The sequence below is a fragment of the Schaalia cardiffensis genome (assembly GCF_016405145.1).
Classification (GTDB): domain Bacteria; phylum Actinomycetota; class Actinomycetes; order Actinomycetales; family Actinomycetaceae; genus Pauljensenia; species Pauljensenia cardiffensis.
Genome location: NZ_JAEKIA010000008.1, coordinates 76,767 through 96,768, shown reverse-complemented (window position 1 = coordinate 96,768; position 20,002 = coordinate 76,767). Strand labels below are relative to the sequence as shown.

Annotated in this window: 15 protein-coding genes; 12 read left to right on the top strand and 3 right to left on the bottom strand. The window is 61.4% G+C overall.

Features of this window, described 5'->3' with window-relative positions:
• The first annotated feature begins 380 nt into the window (after positions 1-380).
• The 4 genes from dnaK to JFX23_RS06260 all read left to right on the top strand — a co-directional run bounded on the left by dnaK (position 381) and on the right by JFX23_RS06260 (position 4,629).
• Positions 381-2,231 carry a molecular chaperone DnaK gene (dnaK, locus tag JFX23_RS06275; protein WP_198776196.1) on the top strand — a complete coding sequence of 617 codons (1,851 nt, stop codon included), beginning with the start codon at positions 381-383 and terminating at the stop codon, positions 2,229-2,231.
• Positions 2,228-2,974 carry a nucleotide exchange factor GrpE gene (locus JFX23_RS06270; RefSeq protein ID WP_198776195.1) on the top strand — a complete coding sequence of 249 codons (747 nt, stop codon included), beginning with the start codon at positions 2,228-2,230 and terminating at the stop codon, positions 2,972-2,974. The genes dnaK and JFX23_RS06270 overlap by 4 nt, the downstream gene beginning before the upstream one ends.
• A 71-nt stretch (positions 2,975-3,045) precedes the next feature.
• Complete coding sequence (locus JFX23_RS06265) at positions 3,046-4,080, top strand: DnaJ C-terminal domain-containing protein (protein WP_198776194.1); 1,035 nt, start codon at positions 3,046-3,048, stop codon at positions 4,078-4,080.
• Positions 4,081-4,083: 3 nt separating this feature from the next.
• On the top strand, positions 4,084-4,629 hold the full coding sequence (locus tag JFX23_RS06260) for a heat shock protein transcriptional repressor HspR (RefSeq protein ID WP_198776193.1): 546 nt from the start codon (positions 4,084-4,086) through the stop codon (positions 4,627-4,629).
• A gap of 530 nt (positions 4,630-5,159) precedes the next feature.
• Here the strand turns inward: JFX23_RS06260 and JFX23_RS09525 are convergent.
• Entirely contained in the window at positions 5,160-5,288 is a 129-nt protein-coding gene (locus JFX23_RS09525) for a hypothetical protein (protein WP_269815696.1), read from the bottom strand.
• A gap of 317 nt (positions 5,289-5,605) precedes the next feature.
• Here JFX23_RS09525 and JFX23_RS06255 point away from each other — a divergent pair, with 317 nt between their 5' ends.
• From JFX23_RS06255 to JFX23_RS06220, 8 genes are all read left to right on the top strand, one after another.
• The gene (locus tag JFX23_RS06255; RefSeq protein ID WP_198776192.1) at positions 5,606-6,826 is read left to right on the top strand and encodes an MFS transporter; all 1,221 of its coding nucleotides are present in this window, start codon (positions 5,606-5,608) and stop codon (positions 6,824-6,826) included.
• A gap of 357 nt (positions 6,827-7,183) precedes the next feature.
• The gene (locus JFX23_RS06250; protein ID WP_198776191.1) at positions 7,184-8,518 is read left to right on the top strand and encodes a Mur ligase family protein; all 1,335 of its coding nucleotides are present in this window, start codon (positions 7,184-7,186) and stop codon (positions 8,516-8,518) included.
• Positions 8,518-9,255, top strand: coding sequence for a type 1 glutamine amidotransferase (locus JFX23_RS06245; protein WP_198776190.1), 738 nt, complete (start codon positions 8,518-8,520; stop codon positions 9,253-9,255). Before JFX23_RS06250 ends, JFX23_RS06245 begins: the two co-directional genes overlap by 1 nt.
• A 486-nt stretch (positions 9,256-9,741) precedes the next feature.
• On the top strand, positions 9,742-10,605 hold the full coding sequence (locus JFX23_RS06240) for a hypothetical protein (protein WP_198776189.1): 864 nt from the start codon (positions 9,742-9,744) through the stop codon (positions 10,603-10,605).
• A 99-nt stretch (positions 10,606-10,704) separates the two neighbouring features.
• Positions 10,705-11,172 (top strand): type III secretion system chaperone family protein, encoded by a 468-nt coding sequence (locus JFX23_RS06235; protein ID WP_198776188.1) that lies wholly within the window; start codon positions 10,705-10,707, stop codon positions 11,170-11,172.
• A 224-nt stretch (positions 11,173-11,396) separates the two neighbouring features.
• Positions 11,397-11,930, top strand: a complete 534-nt coding sequence (locus JFX23_RS06230; RefSeq protein ID WP_198776187.1) for a type III secretion system chaperone family protein — start codon at positions 11,397-11,399, stop codon at positions 11,928-11,930.
• 299 nt (positions 11,931-12,229) lie between these two features.
• Positions 12,230-14,893, top strand: coding sequence for an ATP-dependent chaperone ClpB (gene clpB, locus JFX23_RS06225; RefSeq protein WP_233050633.1), 2,664 nt, complete (start codon positions 12,230-12,232; stop codon positions 14,891-14,893).
• A 365-nt stretch (positions 14,894-15,258) separates the two neighbouring features.
• Positions 15,259-16,074, top strand: a complete 816-nt coding sequence (locus JFX23_RS06220) for a serine hydrolase domain-containing protein (RefSeq protein WP_198776185.1) — start codon at positions 15,259-15,261, stop codon at positions 16,072-16,074.
• A gap of 317 nt (positions 16,075-16,391) precedes the next feature.
• Here the strand turns inward: JFX23_RS06220 and JFX23_RS06215 are convergent, their stop codons facing one another.
• Both JFX23_RS06215 and JFX23_RS06210 read right to left on the bottom strand, forming a co-directional pair.
• On the bottom strand, positions 16,392-17,189 hold the full coding sequence (locus JFX23_RS06215; protein WP_198776184.1) for an exodeoxyribonuclease III: 798 nt from the start codon (positions 17,187-17,189) through the stop codon (positions 16,392-16,394).
• Between the two features lie 492 nt (positions 17,190-17,681).
• Entirely contained in the window at positions 17,682-19,811 is a 2,130-nt protein-coding gene (locus JFX23_RS06210; protein WP_198776183.1) for a DUF2339 domain-containing protein, read from the bottom strand.
• Positions 19,812-20,002 lie beyond the last annotated feature (191 nt).

The window sequence follows — 20,002 nt, the reverse complement described above, 5'->3', positions numbered from 1 at the left end:
TGTCATTGCTCGTGACGGACGTGCCTACTCAAGGAGGTGGAGGGGGTGCACGAATGGTCACGCGGATAGACCGTGTCGTTGCAGGCGGATAACGGCGCGATCCAGTCGGGGCGTACGACGGCGTGCTCCGCACGAGTCAGCCGCTGCTGGGCGTCGAGCGGAGCGTGTTCTGGCGGTGATCCGTGATGCGTCTATGACGTTGTTGGGCCGTTGTGTGCGCCGACACGAGAGTTGAGTACATGTGACTCAATGTGAGTCGCGTCGTGTTGCGCCCGCGATTCTCCTGTTCTAAAGTTGAGCCCAAGGGACTCAAGTGAGTCTGTAGAACGTCAGAAACCCTAGGTCGGGACACTCGCTCCGACCGGAAGGAAGGAAACACCATGGCACGAGCAGTCGGCATTGACCTCGGCACCACGAACTCTGCAATCGCCGTCCTTGAAGGCGGCGAACCCACCATCATCGCCAACGCGGAAGGTGTGCGCACCACGCCCTCCGTTGTCGCCTTCTCCAAGACCGGCGAGGTTCTCGTCGGCGGAATCGCCAAGCGCCAGGCCGTCACGAACGTCGCCCGCACGATCTCCTCCGTCAAGCGTCATATGGGCACCGACTGGAAGATCACCATCGACGACAAGGAATACACGGCCCAGGAGATCTCGGCCCGCATCCTCTCCAAGCTCAAGGCCGATGCAGAGGCCTTCCTCGGCGAGCCCGTCACCGATGCGGTCATTACCGTCCCCGCCTACTTCAACGACGCCCAGCGCCAGGCCACGAAGGATGCCGGTCAGATCGCGGGCCTTAACGTCCAGCGCATCGTCAACGAGCCGACGGCCGCGGCCCTCGCCTACGGCCTCGAAAAGGGCAAGGAAGACGAGCTCATCCTCGTGTTCGACCTTGGTGGCGGCACCTTCGACGTGTCCCTCCTCGAGATCGGCAAGGACGAGGATGGCTTCTCCACCATTCAGGTTCGCGCCACCGCTGGCGATAACCGACTCGGTGGCGATGACTGGGATCAGCGCATCGTCGACTGGCTCATCGCCCAGGTCAAGGCCAAGACCGGTGCCGACCTGTCGAAGGACGCCGTCGCTTTGCAGCGCCTGAAGGAGGCCGCCGAGCAGGCGAAGAAGGAACTCTCCTCCTCGACCTCGACGAACATCTCTCTGCAGTACCTGTCGATGACGGCCGATGGTCCGATTCACCTCGATGAGACCCTCACCCGCGCGAAGTTCGAAGAAATGACCTCCGACCTGCTCGAGCGCACGAAGAAGCCCTTCAAGGACGTCATCCGCGACGCCTCGATCTCCACATCCGAAATCGACCACGTCGTCCTCGTCGGCGGCTCGACCCGTATGCCGGCCGTGACCGAGGTCGTCAAGGAGCTCACCGGTGGTCGCGAACCGAACAAGGGCGTGAACCCCGATGAGGTCGTCGCCATTGGTGCTGCCCTCCAGGCTGGCGTCATCCAGGGTGACCGTAAGGACGTCCTCCTCATCGACGTCACTCCGCTCTCTCTTGGCATTGAGACCAAGGGTGGCATCATGACCAAGCTCATCGACCGCAACACCGCGATCCCGACGAAGGCCTCCGAGGTCTTCTCGACCGCAGAGGACGGCCAGCCCTCCGTACTCATCCAGGTCTACCAGGGTGAGCGCGAGTTCGCCCATGACAACAAGCTCCTGGGTACCTTCGAGCTGTCCGGCATCGCCCCGGCCCCCCGAGGCGTCCCGCAGATCGAGGTCACCTTCGACATTGACGCGAACGGCATTGTTCACGTCTCGGCGAAGGACCGCGGCACCGGCAAGGAGCAGTCCGTCACCATCACAGGCGGCTCGGCCCTGCCCAAGGAGGACATCGACCGCATGGTGAAGGAGGCGGAGGAGCACGCCGCTGAGGACAAGAAGCGCCGCGAGGAGGCTGACACCCGCAACCAGGCTGAGCAGGTCGTCTACTCGATCGAAAAGCTCCTCAAGGATGAAGCGGACAAGGTGACTGAGGGTACGCGCACTGCAGTCCAGGCTGATGTCGACGCCGTGAAGGAGGCCCTGAAGGGTGAAGACATCGAGGCCGTGAAGTCCGCGCTCGACACGCTCAACGCCTCGGCCATGAAGATCGGCGAAGAGGTCTACGCCGCCCAGCAGGCCGCTGAGGCGAAGGGCGAGCAGGCTGAGGCGTCCTCGGCGGGCGATGACGATGTCATCGACGCGGAGATCGTGGATGAGGACGAGTCCAAGTGATCGATCCTCAGAACCTGGGCGAAGAGCCCGATTCGAAGGACGAGGCTGCAGGGGCCGACGAGATGACGTCGGCCCCTGCGGGCCAGGGCGAGGGCGCCACGAGCGCCGAGCCCGCCGCGCCGAACGCTGAACCCGCCGCCGAGTCCTCAGCCCTGAGCGACGAGCCGCAGGCCGCTGAGTCAGCCTCCACCGGCTCTGTCGCCAGCGCCGAGGCCGACACCTCAAGCGTGAGCACTCCGGGCGAAGAGCTCGATATGAGTGCCTTCGAAGAAGAACTCGGAGACTCGGACCTTGCAAAGGCCCTCGCGAAGATCGCCGAATTGGAAGATCAGCTCGCTCGCGCGCATGCGGATCTGTACAACCTCAATCAGGAGTACTCGAACTACGTGCGCCGCTCTAAGGAAGCGGCGTCCGGACACCGAGAATCCGGTCAATCTGAGGTCCTTGAAGCGCTCATCGGCGTCCTTGATGACATTGATGCCGCGCGCGCTCACGGCGACCTCGATGACGGCCCCTTCGCTTCCATCGCGAGCAAGCTCGAATCTGTTCTCGGCCAGCGTTTCTCTCTGGAGCGTTTCGGCCAAGAAGATGAGGACTTCGATCCCGCGTTCCACGAGGCACTCCTCGCGAACACGAATCCCGAGGTCGACCGCCCCATCATTGCGAAGGTCCTCCAGCCCGGCTACCGCCGCGCTGAGAGGGTCCTGCGCGCGGCCAAGGTCATGGTGGACAACCCTGAGTGACCACCCCAATAATTACCCGCCCGCGAACGCCCGGAACGCCCGGGCAAAAACCGAGAAGGAGGTGACGTGCGGTGAGTGAACAAGAATGGTTCAACAAGGACTTCTACAAGGTCCTCGGCGTCTCGAAGGACGCTGACGACGCGGCCATTAAGAAGGCCTACCGCAAGCTTGCCCGCACGTGGCATCCGGACAAGAACCCCGGCGACGAGAAGGCCGAAACGCGCTTCAAAGAGATCGGCGAAGCCTATTCGGTGCTGTCGAATAAGGAACAGCGTCGCAAATACGACGCTATTCGTTCCATGGCCAGCGGCGGGGCTCGTTTCAGCGCGGGTGGCGCTGGAGGCCCCGACCTTTCCGACCTTTTCGGTGGTGCTTTCACGGGTGGGGGCACTCGCGTGAACTTCGGCGGCGGAGCCGATTTCGGTGACATTCTCGGTGGGCTCTTCGGAGCGGGCCAGTCTTTCGCCGGAGCTCAGGGGTTCGGAGGGGGAGGCTTCGATCCCGGTCGAAGCGGCTTTGCAGGCTCCCCCTTCGCGGGCGCGCAGACGCCACGTCCTCGTAAGGGCGAGGATCGTCACGCTTCAACGAGCATCACTTTCCGCGAAGCCCTCGCCGGAACCGAGGTCATCATGTCGATCGACGGTTCCAAGCAGAAGGTTCGTCTGCCCAAGGGTGTGAAGGATGGCCAAAAGATCCGTCTGCGCAAGAAAGGCCGTCCCGGCGTCAACGGCGGAGCACCGGGCGATCTCGTCATCACGATCCACGTGGGCACCCATCCCGTGTTCACTCGAGACCACGACAATCTGCGCATCGTCTTGCCCGTGACCTTCGCCGAAGCGACCCTCGGAGCGAAGATTGAGGTTCCCCTCCTCGATGGTTCTTCTGTCACGGTGAAGGTTCCCGCCGGAACCCAATCGGGCGCTGTCCTTCGTGTCCGGGGCCGCGGCGTCGAAACCTCGAAGACGAAGGGTGACCTCCTCATCGAGGTGCGAGTCGCCGTCCCCAAAGACCTTTCCGACACTCAAAAGGCAGCGCTCGAAGGCTTTATCGCGACTCTTGAGGACTCGGACCCGAGGGCGGAGCTCCTCGCGAAGGCGAAGGCCTAGACGATGGCGGCGCAGGGAAACGGGGCTGAGGAGGCTTTGACCTTCGTCATTTCGGTCGCGGCCGAGCTTGCGGGCATGCACCCGCAGACGCTGCGCCAGTACGACCGCCTCGGCCTCGTCATCCCTGCGAGGGCGAAGGGCCGAGGGCGGCGCTACTCTAAGCGCGATATTCAGCGTCTGCGCGATGTTCAACGCATGAGCCAGGAGGAGGGGATCAACCTCGCGGGGATCCAGAGGATTCTCGAACTTGAGCGCTCAGTCGAACGTCTCGAGGAGGAGAACCTTGCCCTGAAAGAGCGATTGGCGGAGCTCATGGAACGGCGCGACCGGGTCTTCGCTGCGACGCCCAGCGGTGAAGTCTTGCCGGTGAGGCGTGGTGAGCGGAGCTGGGCTCCGAGGCGTTCTTCGAGTGGGAGAGGGGAACTCGCTCTTTGGAGGCCTTTCCGCCCGCCTTTCCACTTTCGTCCTGAACAGCGCGTGCGCGCAGTGATTGAAGCCGGACCCGCAGGCGTGCGAGTGATCGAAGGAAGCGTCGCGGTCATCGACTAGCTGTTGGCGTTGGTCGGCTAGCTGTTGGCAGTTATACTCTCTGACCCCCCGGGGGGAGGGCCCACTGGACTCTGCTCAAGTCAGGGTGGGGACTCTGCTCAGGCGAGGATGGGTGGTGTTCGTTGACGGATCGGACTTGATAAGGGGAGCACCGTTGCGGCTTCCCCGAATGCTCTTGTGACCCCGCAGATCGAAACCCCATCGTGATCCGCGTGCCCGATCAGAGTGCCCCGCTGACGTGTCACTGTTGCGATCAGTGTTGGTTCAGTGGCTGGCCCATTACCCCTCCAAGGGGAAACAGATCTTCAACCCCGATCGAGTGCCCATGTCATTCAACCCTCGTCATCCCACCCTTCAACGATGTAAGGAACGTTGACCTCACTAAGCGGACTAGGTGTCGATAGCTTCTCGCTTCGCACTATCGTCTTCGAGATCGCGATCCGGAAACACTCCCCGCACGCGCACCATTGGCTCGTGGCTCGTGGCTCGTGGCTCGTGGCTCGTGGCTCGTGGCTCGTGGCTCGTGGCTCTTAGGTGAAGGGTGTTAGCTCTGGGGCGACACCCAATAGGACTGGGCTCAGAGGCTCTCCATCCGCATCCTTGGAAGCGTATTCGGCAAACAAGACACCGATGATCTCGAAGCTGGAGATGACGATCATCGCCTCATCCTTGTGCGTTACTCTTACACGTGGAAGCAGGAAATTCCGCCCCGCCTTGGCGCTGGTGCACCTTATGCGCATTCCCGCAGGCGGACGGCGAGTGTCATGTTTGAGGGAGCCATTTGCAGTTTCGATGACTTGCAAGCGTGAAATGCTGCGACGTGTGACGTCAGCATCGTGTGCTGAAACAGTTGCGGAGGCTCTGAGGGTGCGAATATTCCTCGCTGTTCCGTGATTTTTTGGGAGGGAGGGAGGAGGGGAGTGGGCGTCGGGGCCAGTTAAAAGACGGAAAATGGCGGGATTTGAGTTTCAGTGGTGTGGATTGGAACGTCTGTGGGGAGAAGGTTGTGGCGCGACGGTTGATTAGGAAGTGGGTCGCCTTCGGGCTCGCCGTTACTTCAGTAGATCAATTTCTGTTCGTGTGCCTCAGCTGGCTGTTATTCTCCGATCTCAATGGTGAGACAGCTTCTCTTGTATTGACCTTCATCTCGTTGCTCCGGCTTCTTGGGCTGCTGCTCTCTCCTATGGTCAGTCATCACTGCAATCCGATAGGTGCTGCTCATGTTGGACTCCTTGGTCGGCTTCTAGCGTTCTCACTGATTCTCATTACTGCGCAATTCCGAGCGCCCTCGTATGTTGTGCTTGGTGCGCTAGGAATATTTGCGTTGAGTGATGGGGTCTTCATCCCCGCTTCGGCACTGATTTTGCGCCGTCTGTCGCAGGATAACAACTATCTGAGTGCCCTTGCTTTGATGCAGGTGGCGCTCAACTTGTCGCTAGCCTTGGCGGCGCTTTCAGGTGGATTTGCTCTGGCGTACCTGTCGAAGAATGCGGTCGCTCTCCTGTTGTTCACAGCGTCTCTTGCCACCTGCCTATACTTCAAGATGACGTTCTGTGAAATCGGTGCGGCGGACGTCTCTTCGGTTCGTGAGAAGTTGGAGATTGGACCGGTGATTCGTCGTCTGTTTGGCAGTTTTTCGACGATTACTCCGATTCTGCAGATAGTGATAATCGAGTTGGTTCTATCGGGTGTTTTAAATGTCGTTTTGCCGAGCAGTTTTGCGGCGAATGGATTTGGCTCAATTAATTTCAGTATTGCTGTCGCATTGTTTGTGGTGGGCGGCACCCTGGGTGCGGCCTGTCTCTATAGGGTTCCGAGAATGTCGAAGGTGAAGGTGTTTCATCCTGGTGTTCTTCTGCTTTTGGCATTCGCTTTTATTCTTCTGGCTCAAGTATCGTTGTGCTCCTATTTCCTGGCGTTCTTCATGTTAGGGTTGGCTGGTTCGTTAATCGCCCCCTTCCTGACCGATCAAATCATTTCGCGTGCAAAAGAGTCGGACGAGCCAGCGTATTTCAGTCTTCTCTCGTTGATTTCGTATGGTGCGATCTTCATTTCTTACGCGGTCTGGGGAATGCTCTTAGTGCGTGTCACCATACAAGCGCTCTTTTTCGGCTGCGCCTCGCTGTTCGCCTTGTACGGTGTGTTGGTTGCTGCTCGTTCTTCTCTCTGCCGACCCATAGGGAGTTGCGACTCCTGACGGGGTCACCTGATCTGTGACTGGTTTTGCTGTGTCGCACTGCCCTTGTGTGCTGTTGGAGTCGGGTGTAATCGGAGGTGAGTCGCCTGGTTGGCGTGTCGGTTCGCGGGAAACCGCTTTGCCCGGCGGCGCAAGGATTCCTGATCTGCTGCTCGCCAAGCTGCGGATCAGCCCCGGGCGGAACGAGCTCCTTCCGTCGCGCAACTTCTCTTGCAAGCCTGGCAGAGCAGCATCGACTTCTCGCATTTTCACGCTGAATGCTCGCAATGCCTCCGCCGCGCAGAATATGGGGGCTTGCCCGTAGCTCTCACCTGCGCCATTGCGGTCACGGGCTGCGGCTCGCGCTAGTGTTACCGCATGACTTCGCAAAGACCTGGACCTCGACTCTCCCCGAGGAGTGCACTCGCTGTCGCCGCAGGGCGAACGGCGAGAGCGGCCTCCCGAGCCCTCGGTCGAGGATCGGGAGGGATGATCGGCGGAGAGGTCGCGATGCGCGTCTCACCGAGGATCATGGCCGATTTGGCCGCCCCAATGGATACGGTCATCGTCTCCGGGACGAACGGGAAGTCCACGACGACCCGGATGGTGCGCGCCGCCCTCGAAACCCGCGGTCCTGTCGCTTCGAACACGAACGGCGACAATATGGCCTCCGGCGTCATCACCGCTTTGATGAACGCCCCGCGCGCGCCCTTCGCGGCCCTTGAAGTCGATGAGATGCATCTTCCCGCAGTCGCGGGCGAGGTGAACCCCGAGGTCCTTGTCCTGCTCAACCTGTCTCGCGACCAGCTTGATCGCGTCGGCGAGATCTCCTCGGTGGAGCTGCGCCTGCGTCAGGCCGTCGAAGAGCATCCGAACGCCATCATCATCGCGAACTGCGATGATCCGCTCATCGTGTCGGCGGCCTGCTCCTCTTCCAAGGTCGTGTGGGTTGCGGCGGGAGCGGGTTGGGGCGCGGATTCCATCGCCTATCCTCGCGGCGGACGAGTGCTGTGGGAGAACGGTACCTGGCGTCTCGTCCCTGCCCAGTCTGGTGGCGCCCTGCCGGAGTTGTGCGAGCGCCCCCGCCCCGACTGGTGGCTCGACGACATTGATCTTTCCGCTTCCACCCCGAAGGCTCGCCTCAATGGTCCTGATGGAGTGAGTGTCGAGCTTGCACTTGCCCTGCCCGGTCGAGCGAATCTTTCCAACGCCGCGCAGGCGGTCGCGGCCGCTGCGGTCCTGGGAGTCTCCCCGCAGGCCGCCGCCGATGCGATCTGCTCTGTTCACGAGGTCGCGGGCCGGTATTCCATTTACGAGGTCGATGGGCGTCAGGCTCGCATTATGCTGGCGAAGAACCCCGCGGGTTGGCAGGAAACGATGACGATGATCGACCCGGAGGTGAAGCAGGTCGTCATCGGGGTCAATGGCCAGATCCCTGATGGACAGGACCTGTCCTGGCTCTGGGATGTCGACTTTGGCGCCCTCGCCCGAACGAGCGACGAGGACGGGGAGCCTATTCGTGTCGTGGCCTGCGGTGAACGCGGCGCCGACCTGGCGGTGCGCCTCGAATATGCGAACATCCACACGAGCTTCGTGAAAACACCGATGGAGGCGCTTGCCGCATGCGAGCCCGGACGAGTCGAGATGCTCCTCAACTACACGGCTCTGCGAGATTTCAAGACGATCCTCGATGCCAGGGAGGCGAGGAAGTGATGAGCGAATCCACCCTGCGGATCGGGGTCCTCATGCCCGAGGTCCTGGGCACCTACGGAGATACGGGCAATGCGATCGTGCTCAAGGAGCGGGCGCGTCGGCGCGGCATCGCAGCCGAAGTCGTCAAGGTCGGCCTGCTCGACGCGATCCCCGAAAGCCTTGATATCTACGCTCTTGGGGGTGGCGAGGACACCGCCCAGTCTCTTGCAGCGCGGAAGTTGCGCGAAGACCCTGGCCTCTTGCGTGCCCTCGATGCGGGGTGCCCCCTGCTTGCGATCTGCGCTTCCTTGCAGGTCTTGGGCCATTGGTATCGAGATGCGCGCGATCAACGCGTCGCAGGCCTTGGGGTCTTGGATATTACGACCGACCCTCAAGGTTCGCGTTCTATCGGTGAACTCGTGAGTGAGCCGATACTCGAGGGCCTGACAGAGACATTGACGGGTTTTGAAAACCACGGCGGAGGAACCGTTCTCGGCCCGGAGGCGAAGCCCCTTGGTCGCGTTGTGAAGGGCACAGGAAATGGCACCCCCGAAGGCTGCGAGCCTGCGCCCGTCGCCTACGACGGGGTTGTTCAAGGATCGATTATTGCGACCTATATGCATGGCCCTTGCCTTGCGCGTAATCCTGAGCTTGCGGACCTGCTGATTTCGCGTGCGACGGGCCTCGAGCTGGAGCCCTTGGAGGTGCCGGGAGTTGGCGCGCTTCGCGCCGAGCGCCTCGGGACGCTCGGAGTCTGAGAGGTCCTCTCGTGCTCTCGAGCTGCTCGCTCGCAACAAGGCTCCTACAGTTTCTGCGTTCCTGTGTGCGGATCATGCGCGATCTGCGCTCCTAGTGGCTCGTTCACCGAACGCGCTCCATCGGGTGGATCGTTGTCGCTGTCGTGCAAGTCCTCGGCATGACCGCCTCACCCGCGCTCCCTCAGCTGGCTCGTGCAGCGTTCGTGCTGCCCGCCCAGCACGCACACCACCCGCGTTCCCTCGGGCGACACGTATCCAAGCAAGCCAGCACGCCACGTGGGCTCGCTCTCGGCGATGACGAAGGGGGCAAGCGGCTCGCCTTCGTCGATTCGGGGATAAACACGCCTCGTGGTGCTGGCGTGGGGCTTCGCCTGCTGGCGTGGGGCTTCGCCCTGAGGGGAATCAGGGGGGAGTAGGGGAAAGTCCTGCGGTCTTGGGCAGCGCTATTCGATAACCTGAAGATACTGAACACGATGTGGAGGAACCATGGCATCACAGATGAATGACGAGCCTCGATACGGACAGCGCTCGTCTGAACACTCACAGGGAACACCTTCGCAAGCCCCATCGCAGGCATCGACTCCATGGCCCCAGTACGGCCAGATCCCGGCCGAGCAAGGTCCCTCTTATGGCACCCATCAGCCTCACGACACCTATCAGGGCGCAGAACACAACGCTTCTCAGGCAACCCAGTCGGGTGCGGACCTGCCCCTTCGCTTCCTCGCTGATGATGCCGTGCGCGCAATGGGGTCCTCCTATGGCCAGCAATTTCCCTCTGCTGTACCCGCCCCGCACCAGAACGGCTACTTCCCGAATGCGGGTGCCCCTGTGCTCAAGGTTCCCAGTCGCGTGGGCCCGATCCTCCTGATTGTCTTCGGGATCCTCAGCGCCGTGATCGTCGCGCCCTTGGCTTTCGTTGGAGGGATCCTCGGTGGGATTGACTTCACTTCGATGATGGACCGGATGAGCCCCGTCGCCTCTGGAGACACGGTCACAGTTGACGACTCCGGTGCGCTCATGGTTGTCAGTCAGGCCGGCAATGTCACTTCCTGCTCACTCGAGGGCAGCGGCGGCACGCATCGGATGGAGCTCGTCGGAAATGACACCTTCTTTGCTCAGAAACTCGAACGGGGTGATTACGTTCTCGAGTGCGTGGGATCGGGCAGTTCCAATCTCCTGGCGTTCTCGGGCCTTGACGCGGATTCGATTATGAACGCGGGCTTCTCCGGCTTCGCTTGGGGAACGGGAGTCGGTGTTCTCAGCCTCTTCCTCACCGTCGGAGGTATCGTCTGGCTCATCGTGGTGAACCAGAAGAGGAAAGTGATTCTGACAGCACTTGCACGCTATTGAGGATGAGATCGGAGTGGGAGCTTCAGGCTCTGCTCCGGTTGGGCAGGTCGGAAATACCTGCCCGCCTCGCTATGCTTAGAAAAACTGATCGGAGGGCTCATGAGCGACGTGTCGGGTGTTGACGTACCCCAGTCGGATCCTGTTCTGGAACAGAATCCGACCCCTATCACGCAGGATCGCGTGAAGAAAATCTTCGACTCACAAGGCTGGCGCTGGTTTGTCGACAACGAGGGAGACCTGGGGGGAATGTGGAATCTCCATACCTTCTACTTCCGCTTCCTCAGCCCCGAGAAGGACGTTTTCCAGGTCTACGGCGTTTTGAACCGCGAGATCTCGATTGATCGCTTGGAAGAGGTTCGTGCTTTCCTCATGGATTGGCACCTGAGGAAGTTCTGGCCCAAGTGCGAATACCGCATCACAGACGACGGTCAGATCCGCGTTCAGGCGGAGAACTCTGTGCACTGGGAGTACGGGGCGACGGACGCGCAGCTTTTGCAGCAGATCAATTGCGGGATCGCGACGACAACAGATTTCTTTGACAAAATGATCGAAAGGCTCGGACTCTGATGGGTATCTTCTCCTGGCTCTCCGATCGCTTTGGCGAAGGAGATCGTTCACGCGATGACGATGAGCATCGCGAGCAGCCCGCGACCCCAATGGGCGCGGAGCATTCCCCTGCCCCTGTGGGGGAGCAGCAGCCCACGGCCCCAATAGGCGCGGGGCACTCCTCTGCCCCTGTGGGGGAGCAACACCCCGAGGCCCCAATGGGCGCGGAGCACTCCTCTGCCCCTGTGGGGGAGCAGCAGCCCGAGGCCCCTGAGGGAGAAGCAGCCTCTTCTGAGGAGGAACCCAAGGCCCCGACCTTCACCGACTTCACGGTTCGCCCGGTCACCATTGAGCGCCTCGGCCTACTCTTCGATTCTTTCGGGTGGAAGTGGAGTCTTGACGATGATGGGGACATTGCGAGCCGCTGGAACGGGCACAACTTCTACTTCCGCATGGTCGGCGCTCATCATGATGTCTTGTCCGTCGTGGGTTTCTGGAAGGGAACGCCGCGTGAGGACCAGCGCGAAGAGGTCATGTTCCGGATTGAGGAATGGCATCGTACCCATCTATGGCCAACATGCGCCCTCCGCGAGGTCAATGGGGAACTTGAGTCTCTCGCCGAGTTGAATCTCGATGTTGAGATGGGCATGACTGATCAGCAGCTTTACACCCAGTGCCGCTGTGCTTTGGGAACGACCCTTGAGTTCTTCGATGAACTGAACGAGCATCTTGGTGTGCCCGAATCGGATGATGAGGGCCGAGACTCCTCGGAGTCCTGATCCTTGAGGGAGTTTTGATCCCTGAGGGAAGGTCTGTCCTATCGGTGAGGCGGGGTGGCGATTCTTTCGCTGCCCCGCCTTTCTCGTACCTGATTTCGGCTCAAGGTCCTTTGCTCCGTGGCGGTGTGGTACGAGCCGTTTTCATACGTGGTTCCGAGGTCCGGTACAAGGTCCCTAGACACGAGCCACAAAGTTGAGTGGAATAGACTCAACTATGGGGGCGTTGAGAAGTGCAGAGCGTGATCGAGGACTTCTCGGCCGCTAAGCACATCTCGACGCCACGCGTCGAAGGAGGACACATGACCACGGAATTCACCACGAAGGCGCAGGAGGCGATCGCCTCCGCGCTCCAATCCGCCCAAGCCGCAGGCAACCCCCAGGTGATGCCAATTCACCTGCTCGAAGCCCTCCTCGAACAAAAGGAAGGCATCGCCACCGCACTCGTTGACGCCGTCGGCGCAGACCGAAGCGCAATCGGAGCGAGGACCCGCAACGCCCTCGTCACCCTCCCTTCGGCGAGTGGAGCGAGCACATCCCAAGCTCAGACCGCACGCGCCCTCCTTGATGTCGTGAACCAGGCGCGCAGCCTCGCAGACAAAGGCGGGGACGCCTACGTGTCGACCGAGCACCTCCTCATCGCCCTCGCCGCTTCGAAGGACGAGGCCGGGAGGATCCTCTCAAGCGCAGGCGCAACCCCGGAGGCGCTCAGCGAAGCCCTCGCACGTCTTCGCCCCGAAGCAATCACCTCCGCCGACCCCGAGGGTTCTTTCGAGGCTCTCAAGAAGTACGGCCGCGACCTGACGGAGGTGGCGCGCGAGGGTAAGCTCGACCCCGTGATCGGCCGTGATGCGGAGATTCGCCGAGTCGTCCAGGTCCTGAGCCGCCGCACGAAGAACAACCCTGTTCTCATCGGCGAGCCCGGTGTCGGCAAGACCGCAGTCGTGGAAGGTCTCGCGCAGCGCATCGTCGCAGGCGACGTCCCTGAATCCCTCCGGGACAAGATCCTCATCGCCCTCGACCTGCCCGCAATGGTTGCCGGCGCGAAGTACCGGGGCGAATTCGAAGAGCGCCTCAAAGCAGTCCTCGCGGAGATCCAGCGCTCTGACGGGCAGATCATCACCTTCATTGACGAACTCCACACGGTCGTCGGCGCAGGCGCCGGCTCCGAGGGGGCGATGGATGCGGGGAACATGCTCAAGCCGATGCTCGCCCGAGGAGAGCTCCGCATGGTCGGCGCCACCACCCTCGACGAGTACCGGGAGAACATTGAGAAAGACCCCGCCCTCGAGCGGCGCTTCCAGCAGGTCTTCGTGGGTGAACCGAGCGTTGAAGACACGGTCGCGATCCTTCGCGGCATCGCCCCGAAGTACGAGGCCCACCACAAGGTGACGATCTCCGATGGCGCCCTCGTCGCCGCTGCCAGCCTGTCCGACCGCTATATCACCGGGCGTCAACTGCCCGACAAGGCGATTGACCTCATTGACGAGGCAGCATCTAGGCTCCGCATGGAACTCGATTCGAGCCCCGTTGAGATCGACGAGCTGCGCCGCGCGGTCGACCGTCTGCGCATGGAAGAGTCCTACCTCGAAGAATCCGATCCCGAGCACGAGGACGAGTCCACGCAGGAGCGCCTCGACAAGCTTCGCGCTGATCTTGCCGACAAGCAGGAAACCCTGACGGCTCTCACCGGCCGTTGGGAGGCGGAAAAAGCCGGGCACAACCGCGTCGGCGAGCTGCGCGTCCAACTTGACGAGCTTCGCACTCAGCTTGAACTCGCGATCCGTGAGAACCGCTGGGAGGAGGCGGGGCGCCTCCAAAACGGCGAGATCCCCGCGGTTGAACGCCAGATCAGCGAGGCCGAGGCCGCGTCCGAACAAGCTGACACGGATTCCGCTGAGCCGATGATCGCCGAGAAAGTCGGTCCGACGGAGATCGCGGAGGTCGTCGAATCCTGGACGGGGATCCCCACGGGTAAGCTCCTCCAAACGGAGACCGACAAGCTCTTGCGCATGGAAGAGGAGATCGGGAAACGACTCATCGGCCAGAAGAAGGCGGTTCAGGCGGTTTCGGATGCTGTGCGTCGTTCGCGCGCCGGAATCGCCGACCCGAATCGTCCGACCGGTTCCTTCCTCTTCCTCGGTCCGACCGGCGTCGGTAAGACGGAACTGGCGAAGGCTCTCGCGGAGTTCCTCTTCGACGATGAGCGGGCCATGGTCCGCATCGACATGTCCGAGTACTCCGAGAAGCACTCGGTCGCTCGCCTCGTCGGCGCCCCTCCGGGATACGTCGGCTATGAGCAGGGCGGCCAACTCACGGAGGCCGTTCGGCGTCGTCCGTACTGTGCGATCCTCCTGGACGAGGTTGAAAAGGCGGACCCCGAGGTTTTCGATGTGCTCCTCCAGGTCCTCGACGATGGGCGACTGACCGATGGGCAGGGGCGCACCGTGGACTTCAGGAACACGATCCTCATCCTCACTTCGAATCTCGGCTCCCAGTTCCTCGCGGATCAGACGATGAACGAGGAAGAGAGGCGAGGGGCCGTGATGGAGGCCGTGCGCCGCTCCTTCAAACCGGAGTTCCTCAACCGACTCGATGAGACAGTCATGTTCGACCCCTTGTCTGCGGATGATCTGTCCGGGATCGTCGACCTCATGGTCGCCGACCTTGCTCGTCGTCTCGAAGACCGCAGGATCGGACTGCTCGTTTCCGAACCCGCACGCGGTTGGCTCACCCGGATCGGCTACGACCCGGCTTACGGCGCGCGTCCGCTGCGTCGAGTCATCCAAAAAGAGATCGGCGACAGGCTCGCGAAGATGCTCCTCGCGGGGGAGATCGCGGATGGGAGGACCGTGCGCGTCGATGTTTCGGACGAGCTCGATAGCCTGTGCATGAAGGTCTTCGAGTCCGCCGAGGCTGCCGAGGAGGCTGCTCTGGGCGAGGTTGAAGAAGAGTGTTTGGGCTGAGCGAGGCTGATGAGCAGTGCTCGGGCTGAATGAGGCTGATGGGGAGTCCTTGGGCTGAGTGAGGCCGATGGGTAGTGCTCTCGGGCCCAGTCAGGCGCGTCATCCGCGCCCGGCTGGGCCCCTTTCTCGTTCCTTGATTGTGTGTGGAGGGTTTGGCGGTGTGTGGAGGGGTTATATCCCCTCCACTTGTCGTGATCGCCTCCTTTTGCGAGGGGGAGCGTGGTGGGCAGGGGGTGCGTGGTCAGGCGAGCGTGGGGCCCTGATGGACAAGGGTGCGGGATCTGTCGGGCAGGAGCGTCGGGCACGGGGGCGCCTGTCGTGGACTCGCCGGGTCGCTCGGCTATCGTGAATGGAGCCAACGCCCCATGGAAGGAGCCACAGTGGCGCTCTCAATCGATATTCCCTTCCCTCACGCACTCGCCCTGTGGGCTGGAGGTAAAATCATTCACGAGCAGGGAGATCTTTCGAAGCGCTACCCTTTGGCGTCGGTGACGAAACTGTGTACCGCATGGTCGGCTCTGGTGGCCGTTGAACGCGGATTGTGCTCACTCGATGATCCGGCTGGGCCGGAAGGCTCGACAATCCGGCATCTGCTCGCACACGCCTCGGGCCTGCCCTACGAATCGCGCGAACCCCAGTTCAGCGTCGCTAAACGCCGGGTGTATTCGAATGCGGGATTCGAGGTCCTTGGAGAGGTGCTCGAGGAGGCGAGCGGTTCTCCGATCGAGCGTTGGATCGAAGAAGCGGTGTTCGAACCCCTGGGAATGACGACCGCCGAACTCGTGGACTCACCCGCGTGGGCGGGCGTGGCATCTGTCGAAGACTTGCTGATCCTCGGCCGCGAAATGCTGGAACCGACCCTGATTTCGCCCGAGCTCGCGCAAGAGGCCATGACTCCTCAATTCCTGGAGCTCGCCGGCGTGGTGCCCGGCTACGGGCGTCACGCTCCGTGCCCCTGGGGACTGGGCATCGAGATCAGGGGGAACAAGAACCCCCATTGGACCGGGCCGAGCTTCCCCGCGGGCACCGTCGGGCATTTCGGAGTCTCGGGCTCATTCCTCTGGGTTGACCGCACACATGGCGCGACCTGCGCGTTCCTCGGAACAGAGAAATTCGGTGCCTGGCATAAGGAGCATTGGAGCGCTATGAACGAAGAGCTCCTCGCCCTCATCCTTCGCTAAGGAAGAGCCCTGCGTCGAGCCTCGTACATGAACGAGGACGGGGCGTATGTCCTGGGTTGGGCCGGGCCGGGCCTGGCCGAGGTCGAGGGCCTGTTTGAAGATCGGGCGCGCAGGCATGTTTGACGTGGGAACCGGAGTTCTGATCGATGATTCGACGAGGGTGGGGCGCATGTCCAAGGGTGCGGACCCATATCCAGGGGCGGGGGCGCTGAAGACCATCGACACCTTCAGCCATGGTGGCGCGGGCGCATGTCCAGGGGCGGGGTGCATTTCTTGGCCTTGAATTTGCCTCAACAATCACAGCCCTTGGATCGCGGTCAATCCTTGAGGATGATGATCACAGGAACGTGATCGGAAGCTCCCTTGCCTTTGCGTTCGTTACGGTCGATCTGCGCGGCAGAAACTGAGGGAGCGAGGGCGGGGGAGGCGTACACGAAGTCGATGCGCATTCCCTCGTTCTTCGGGAAACGCAGGCGCTGGTAGTCCCAGAAGGTGTAGTTCGTGACGCGATCACGAGTCACTTCAGTCCACCCGTCTTCAGCGAAGGCGAAGAAGGCTTGTCGTTCGGGTTCGGAGACGTGGGTCGCTCCATCGAATGCGCTCATATCCCAGACGTCCTCGTCGAAAGGGGCGACGTTCCAATCGCCCACCATTGCGATGCGGGCTTTCGGGTCGGCGGCGAGCCAGGATTGCGCGTCGCTTCGAAGCTTGCGCAACCAGTCGAGCTTGTACGCGTAGTGCGGGTGGTCAAGTTCGCGCCCATTGGGCACGTACAGGCTCCAGATGCAGGTTTCCTTTTCGTTCTCGCCTCGAAGTGTGACGCCGAGGGCGCGCGCTTCCACGACTTTGGGTTCGCCGAATCCTGGTTGATCTGCGAAATGATCCTGGACTTTCACGATCGGCAGTCGCGAGGCAATGGCCACGCCATTCCACTGATTGAGGCCGTGGATTGCGACTTCGTACCCGGCGGCGGTGAAGGGCTCAATCGGGAACTGTTCGGGTGTGCACTTGATTTCCTGCATTGCGAGCACATCGACCTCGGAGCGTTCGAGGAAGGCAATGACACGGTCGACGCGAGTACGGATCGAGTTAACGTTCCAGGTTGCGAACTTCATCCCTCAACCCTATCGACCCTCACTATCTATTGGCGCGCCGGGAAAGCTCGCATTATCTTTGGGGAACTTCGCCTTGCGTGGGTGTGCGCCTTGCGTGGGTGTAGAACCTTGCGCGGGTGTGGCTCCTGGTGTGTTCGAAGTACCTGGGGCGAGTACGGGTGCCGATGTGTTCAAGGTGGTTGGAGGGGGTACAGGACACAGTGCAGGTGTGGCGCCCGGTGCAGGTGGACCAAGGCGTATTCGCAGTCTTGGACGAAGGAACGGGAGCGGGCGCATTCATTGCACCTGGTACGGCTGCAGCACTCGGCATGCGCGCTGCACCTAGTGGGACCACAGCGCCAACTACTGCCGCAGCGCCCGGCATGCCGCAGCGCCAACTACTGCCGCAGCATCCGGGATGCTCACAGCGCCTGGTACTGCGGCTCCGCCTGGCATGCCCGCAGCAGTCGGCATGTTCGCCGCACCTGGTGGGATCGCAGCGCTCGCTACGGCCTAAGAACCTGGCGCGACGAAATATTCCGAGGGGAGAGTCTCTTTCGCCCGAGCCTTAGCGCTGAGCTTCGAATAGAGGACGGAAAGGGCGAAACAGATCAGGCCAGCAATGAGCAGGGAGAGGACTCGTGAAATCGAATCGTTGAAGCCCGTGTCAATGAGTGAGAGTTTGAAGACCGCAATGATGACGATCACCAGAGAAGTGAGCCGCATATTCGGTGCTTTCCACCTGAAGCCCAACACGATGGCTGCAGCGCCAACAAGCAGAACCATGAGAGTCGCGACCCACGGCGCATTGTCGAGGGCTCGAATCACATTGAATGCTTGCCAGACGACAGAGACAAGGACTAAGGGGATGAGGATCCCGTAGAGCGAGTGGGTGGCGTAGGACTTCATCGCTAGGACGAAGGCGAGCGCGAGAATCAGCATGCCGAGGGAAACCACAAGGTCAAGCGGAGTGGAGGATGCTGAGGGCAGTCCGAAAAGGAAATTCCAGACGGAGCTAAGAAGCATCAAAGGCAGTATGTATGTCACGCTCGAAACGAAGAACAGAGTCATCAGTACGCTGAGTGGAGCGAAAACTCCCCCGGATTCGCGTCTCGGCATCCCTGGAGGTTGCCCGAATCCTGTGGCAGGAGCCGCCGACATGGGCGCAGGAGAAGCTGGGGAGAAGCTCGTGGTGCGTGAAGTCGCAGCACTGTCTCCAGCTGTGGAGGAGAAGATGAGTCGTCGCCCCATCCACAGATCGGCCGGACCGATGTTCGGGGTCGCCAATCCGAGGATCAAGAGAAGAGCAACCACGAGGAAGACAAGGAAGATGACGGAGACTTCGAGGGCATTCCTGTAGGTGCTGTGTTTGGGGATCTGAGACACGATCTCCCAAGGAACCTTGAAGATGAGGCCGAAGATGCCGAGCCACATGGCGAAGGCGCGCTGCCATGGGAGAGCTTTAAGGGCGCGGTCGATGAGGACCGTCGCAATGAGTAGGGTGAGGATGATGAAGATTACGGAGAAGGTCTCCATCGTGAAGTCGAAGCTCCGATAGAGCGCGACAATCGGGAGAATCACGAGGAAAGAGGAAGAACGCTGTTGAGTGGCAAGTGCTGCGCAGGCAAGAATCACGAACCAAGCCGCGCAGTCCACTAGCGTCTTGTAGGAAGCGGTCGTGATGGTCACGACACCGACCTCGTCGAGGAGGGGAAAGAAGATCGGCGGGGCGAGCAGCGCGTATTCGGCGAACCCCTTGACGGGGCCGGAGAGTTTAGGTGTAGCGGCAAAGCCGATAAGACCAAGGCAGAGAAGGAAATGAACGAGGGAGAGGAAGAGTCGTTCTTCTTCAGTTGCCGCAATGCTCGTCAGTGAAAGGTAGGAGATGATGACGACGAGCGGGGCGAGGGTCCATACCCATTGCCATTCGCGCTGTTCAGGTTCGCGCACGAGGAAGGCGACGGTTACAAGGGCGAGGACGGCCAACGCGATGCTCATGATGTATGTGCCAAGGGAGGACTGCTTGGAGGAGGCTTCGACCGGAACGAAGAGCAACGCGGGTACGGTGGCAGCCGCTGAAGAAGCAATGGTCCACCGCTTGAAAGCACCGTGGAGTGGACGGGACGCGATCGTCGAGGATACGAGGCAAGCTGCGGAATAGGCGAGGATGAGCCCCTCGACGAGGAGAGCCTGGGAGGGGTGCCCGAGTGCATGCGAGTACAGGAGGGATAGGGTCAAAACGCCGCCGATCGCGGTTGCGATCAGGGTGAAGGGCATCTTGCTGAGGGTTGCCAAAGCGGTGGTTGCGATCGTCCAGACGAGCAGCACGAGGAATGCCCCGATTGGCGGCAGAACCTCGAGAAGTGCCGCTCCAATTCCTGTGAGATAACCGAGTCCGGTGCCAATTCCCGTCAGAGTTGCCGGCGGAATGCTGGGGTGCGCTTCCCGTTTGTGCCAAAGAGCTCCCGATGCGGTCATAGCAATCGCAACGAGTCCAAGAGTCAAGACCTTCACCCAGTTCGGAATGGAGTCCCAGAGGAGGGCGATCAAACTGGTTGCCGCAAGGATGACGAGGAGCGCGGCGAGGCCTGAGAGGAGGAGGACGATGAGGCGCGAGGAACTCGCATCCTTCAGTGAAGGCATCATCGTGCCCTTGACGGCCGGAGGTACTTGGCCCTTGGGGAGGTGCGATCCCTGTCCCCGAGGAGCTACTGGAGATTGTGGGACAGGGGGAGATTGAGTGCGGACCGGCGCAGGAGCCAGAGTCGGCGCGGTGGCCGGAAGTGGAGCCTGGGCTTGAAGCGGAGTCGAGGGGATTGGGACTTGAGCTGGAG

Bases quoted from the DNA above. Each gene is read 5' to 3' on its own strand.
- dnaK (WP_198776196.1), top strand. From the start codon at position 381: ATGGCACGAGCAGTCGGCATTGACCTCGGCACCACGAACTCTGCAATC.
- JFX23_RS06260 (WP_198776193.1), top strand. From the start codon at position 4,084: ATGGCGGCGCAGGGAAACGGGGCTGAGGAGGCTTTGACCTTCGTCATT.
- JFX23_RS09525 (WP_269815696.1), bottom strand. From the start codon at position 5,288: ATGATCGTCATCTCCAGCTTCGAGATCATCGGTGTCTTGTTTGCCGAA.
- JFX23_RS06250 (WP_198776191.1), top strand. From the start codon at position 7,184: ATGACTTCGCAAAGACCTGGACCTCGACTCTCCCCGAGGAGTGCACTC.
- JFX23_RS06245 (WP_198776190.1), top strand. From the start codon at position 8,518: ATGAGCGAATCCACCCTGCGGATCGGGGTCCTCATGCCCGAGGTCCTG.
- JFX23_RS06240 (WP_198776189.1), top strand. From the start codon at position 9,742: ATGGCATCACAGATGAATGACGAGCCTCGATACGGACAGCGCTCGTCT.
- JFX23_RS06235 (WP_198776188.1), top strand. From the start codon at position 10,705: ATGAGCGACGTGTCGGGTGTTGACGTACCCCAGTCGGATCCTGTTCTG.
- clpB (WP_233050633.1), top strand. From the start codon at position 12,230: ATGACCACGGAATTCACCACGAAGGCGCAGGAGGCGATCGCCTCCGCG.
- JFX23_RS06220 (WP_198776185.1), top strand. From the start codon at position 15,259: ATGGAAGGAGCCACAGTGGCGCTCTCAATCGATATTCCCTTCCCTCAC.
- JFX23_RS06215 (WP_198776184.1), bottom strand. From the start codon at position 17,189: ATGAAGTTCGCAACCTGGAACGTTAACTCGATCCGTACTCGCGTCGAC.
- JFX23_RS06210 (WP_198776183.1), bottom strand. From the start codon at position 19,811: ATGCCTTCACTGAAGGATGCGAGTTCCTCGCGCCTCATCGTCCTCCTC.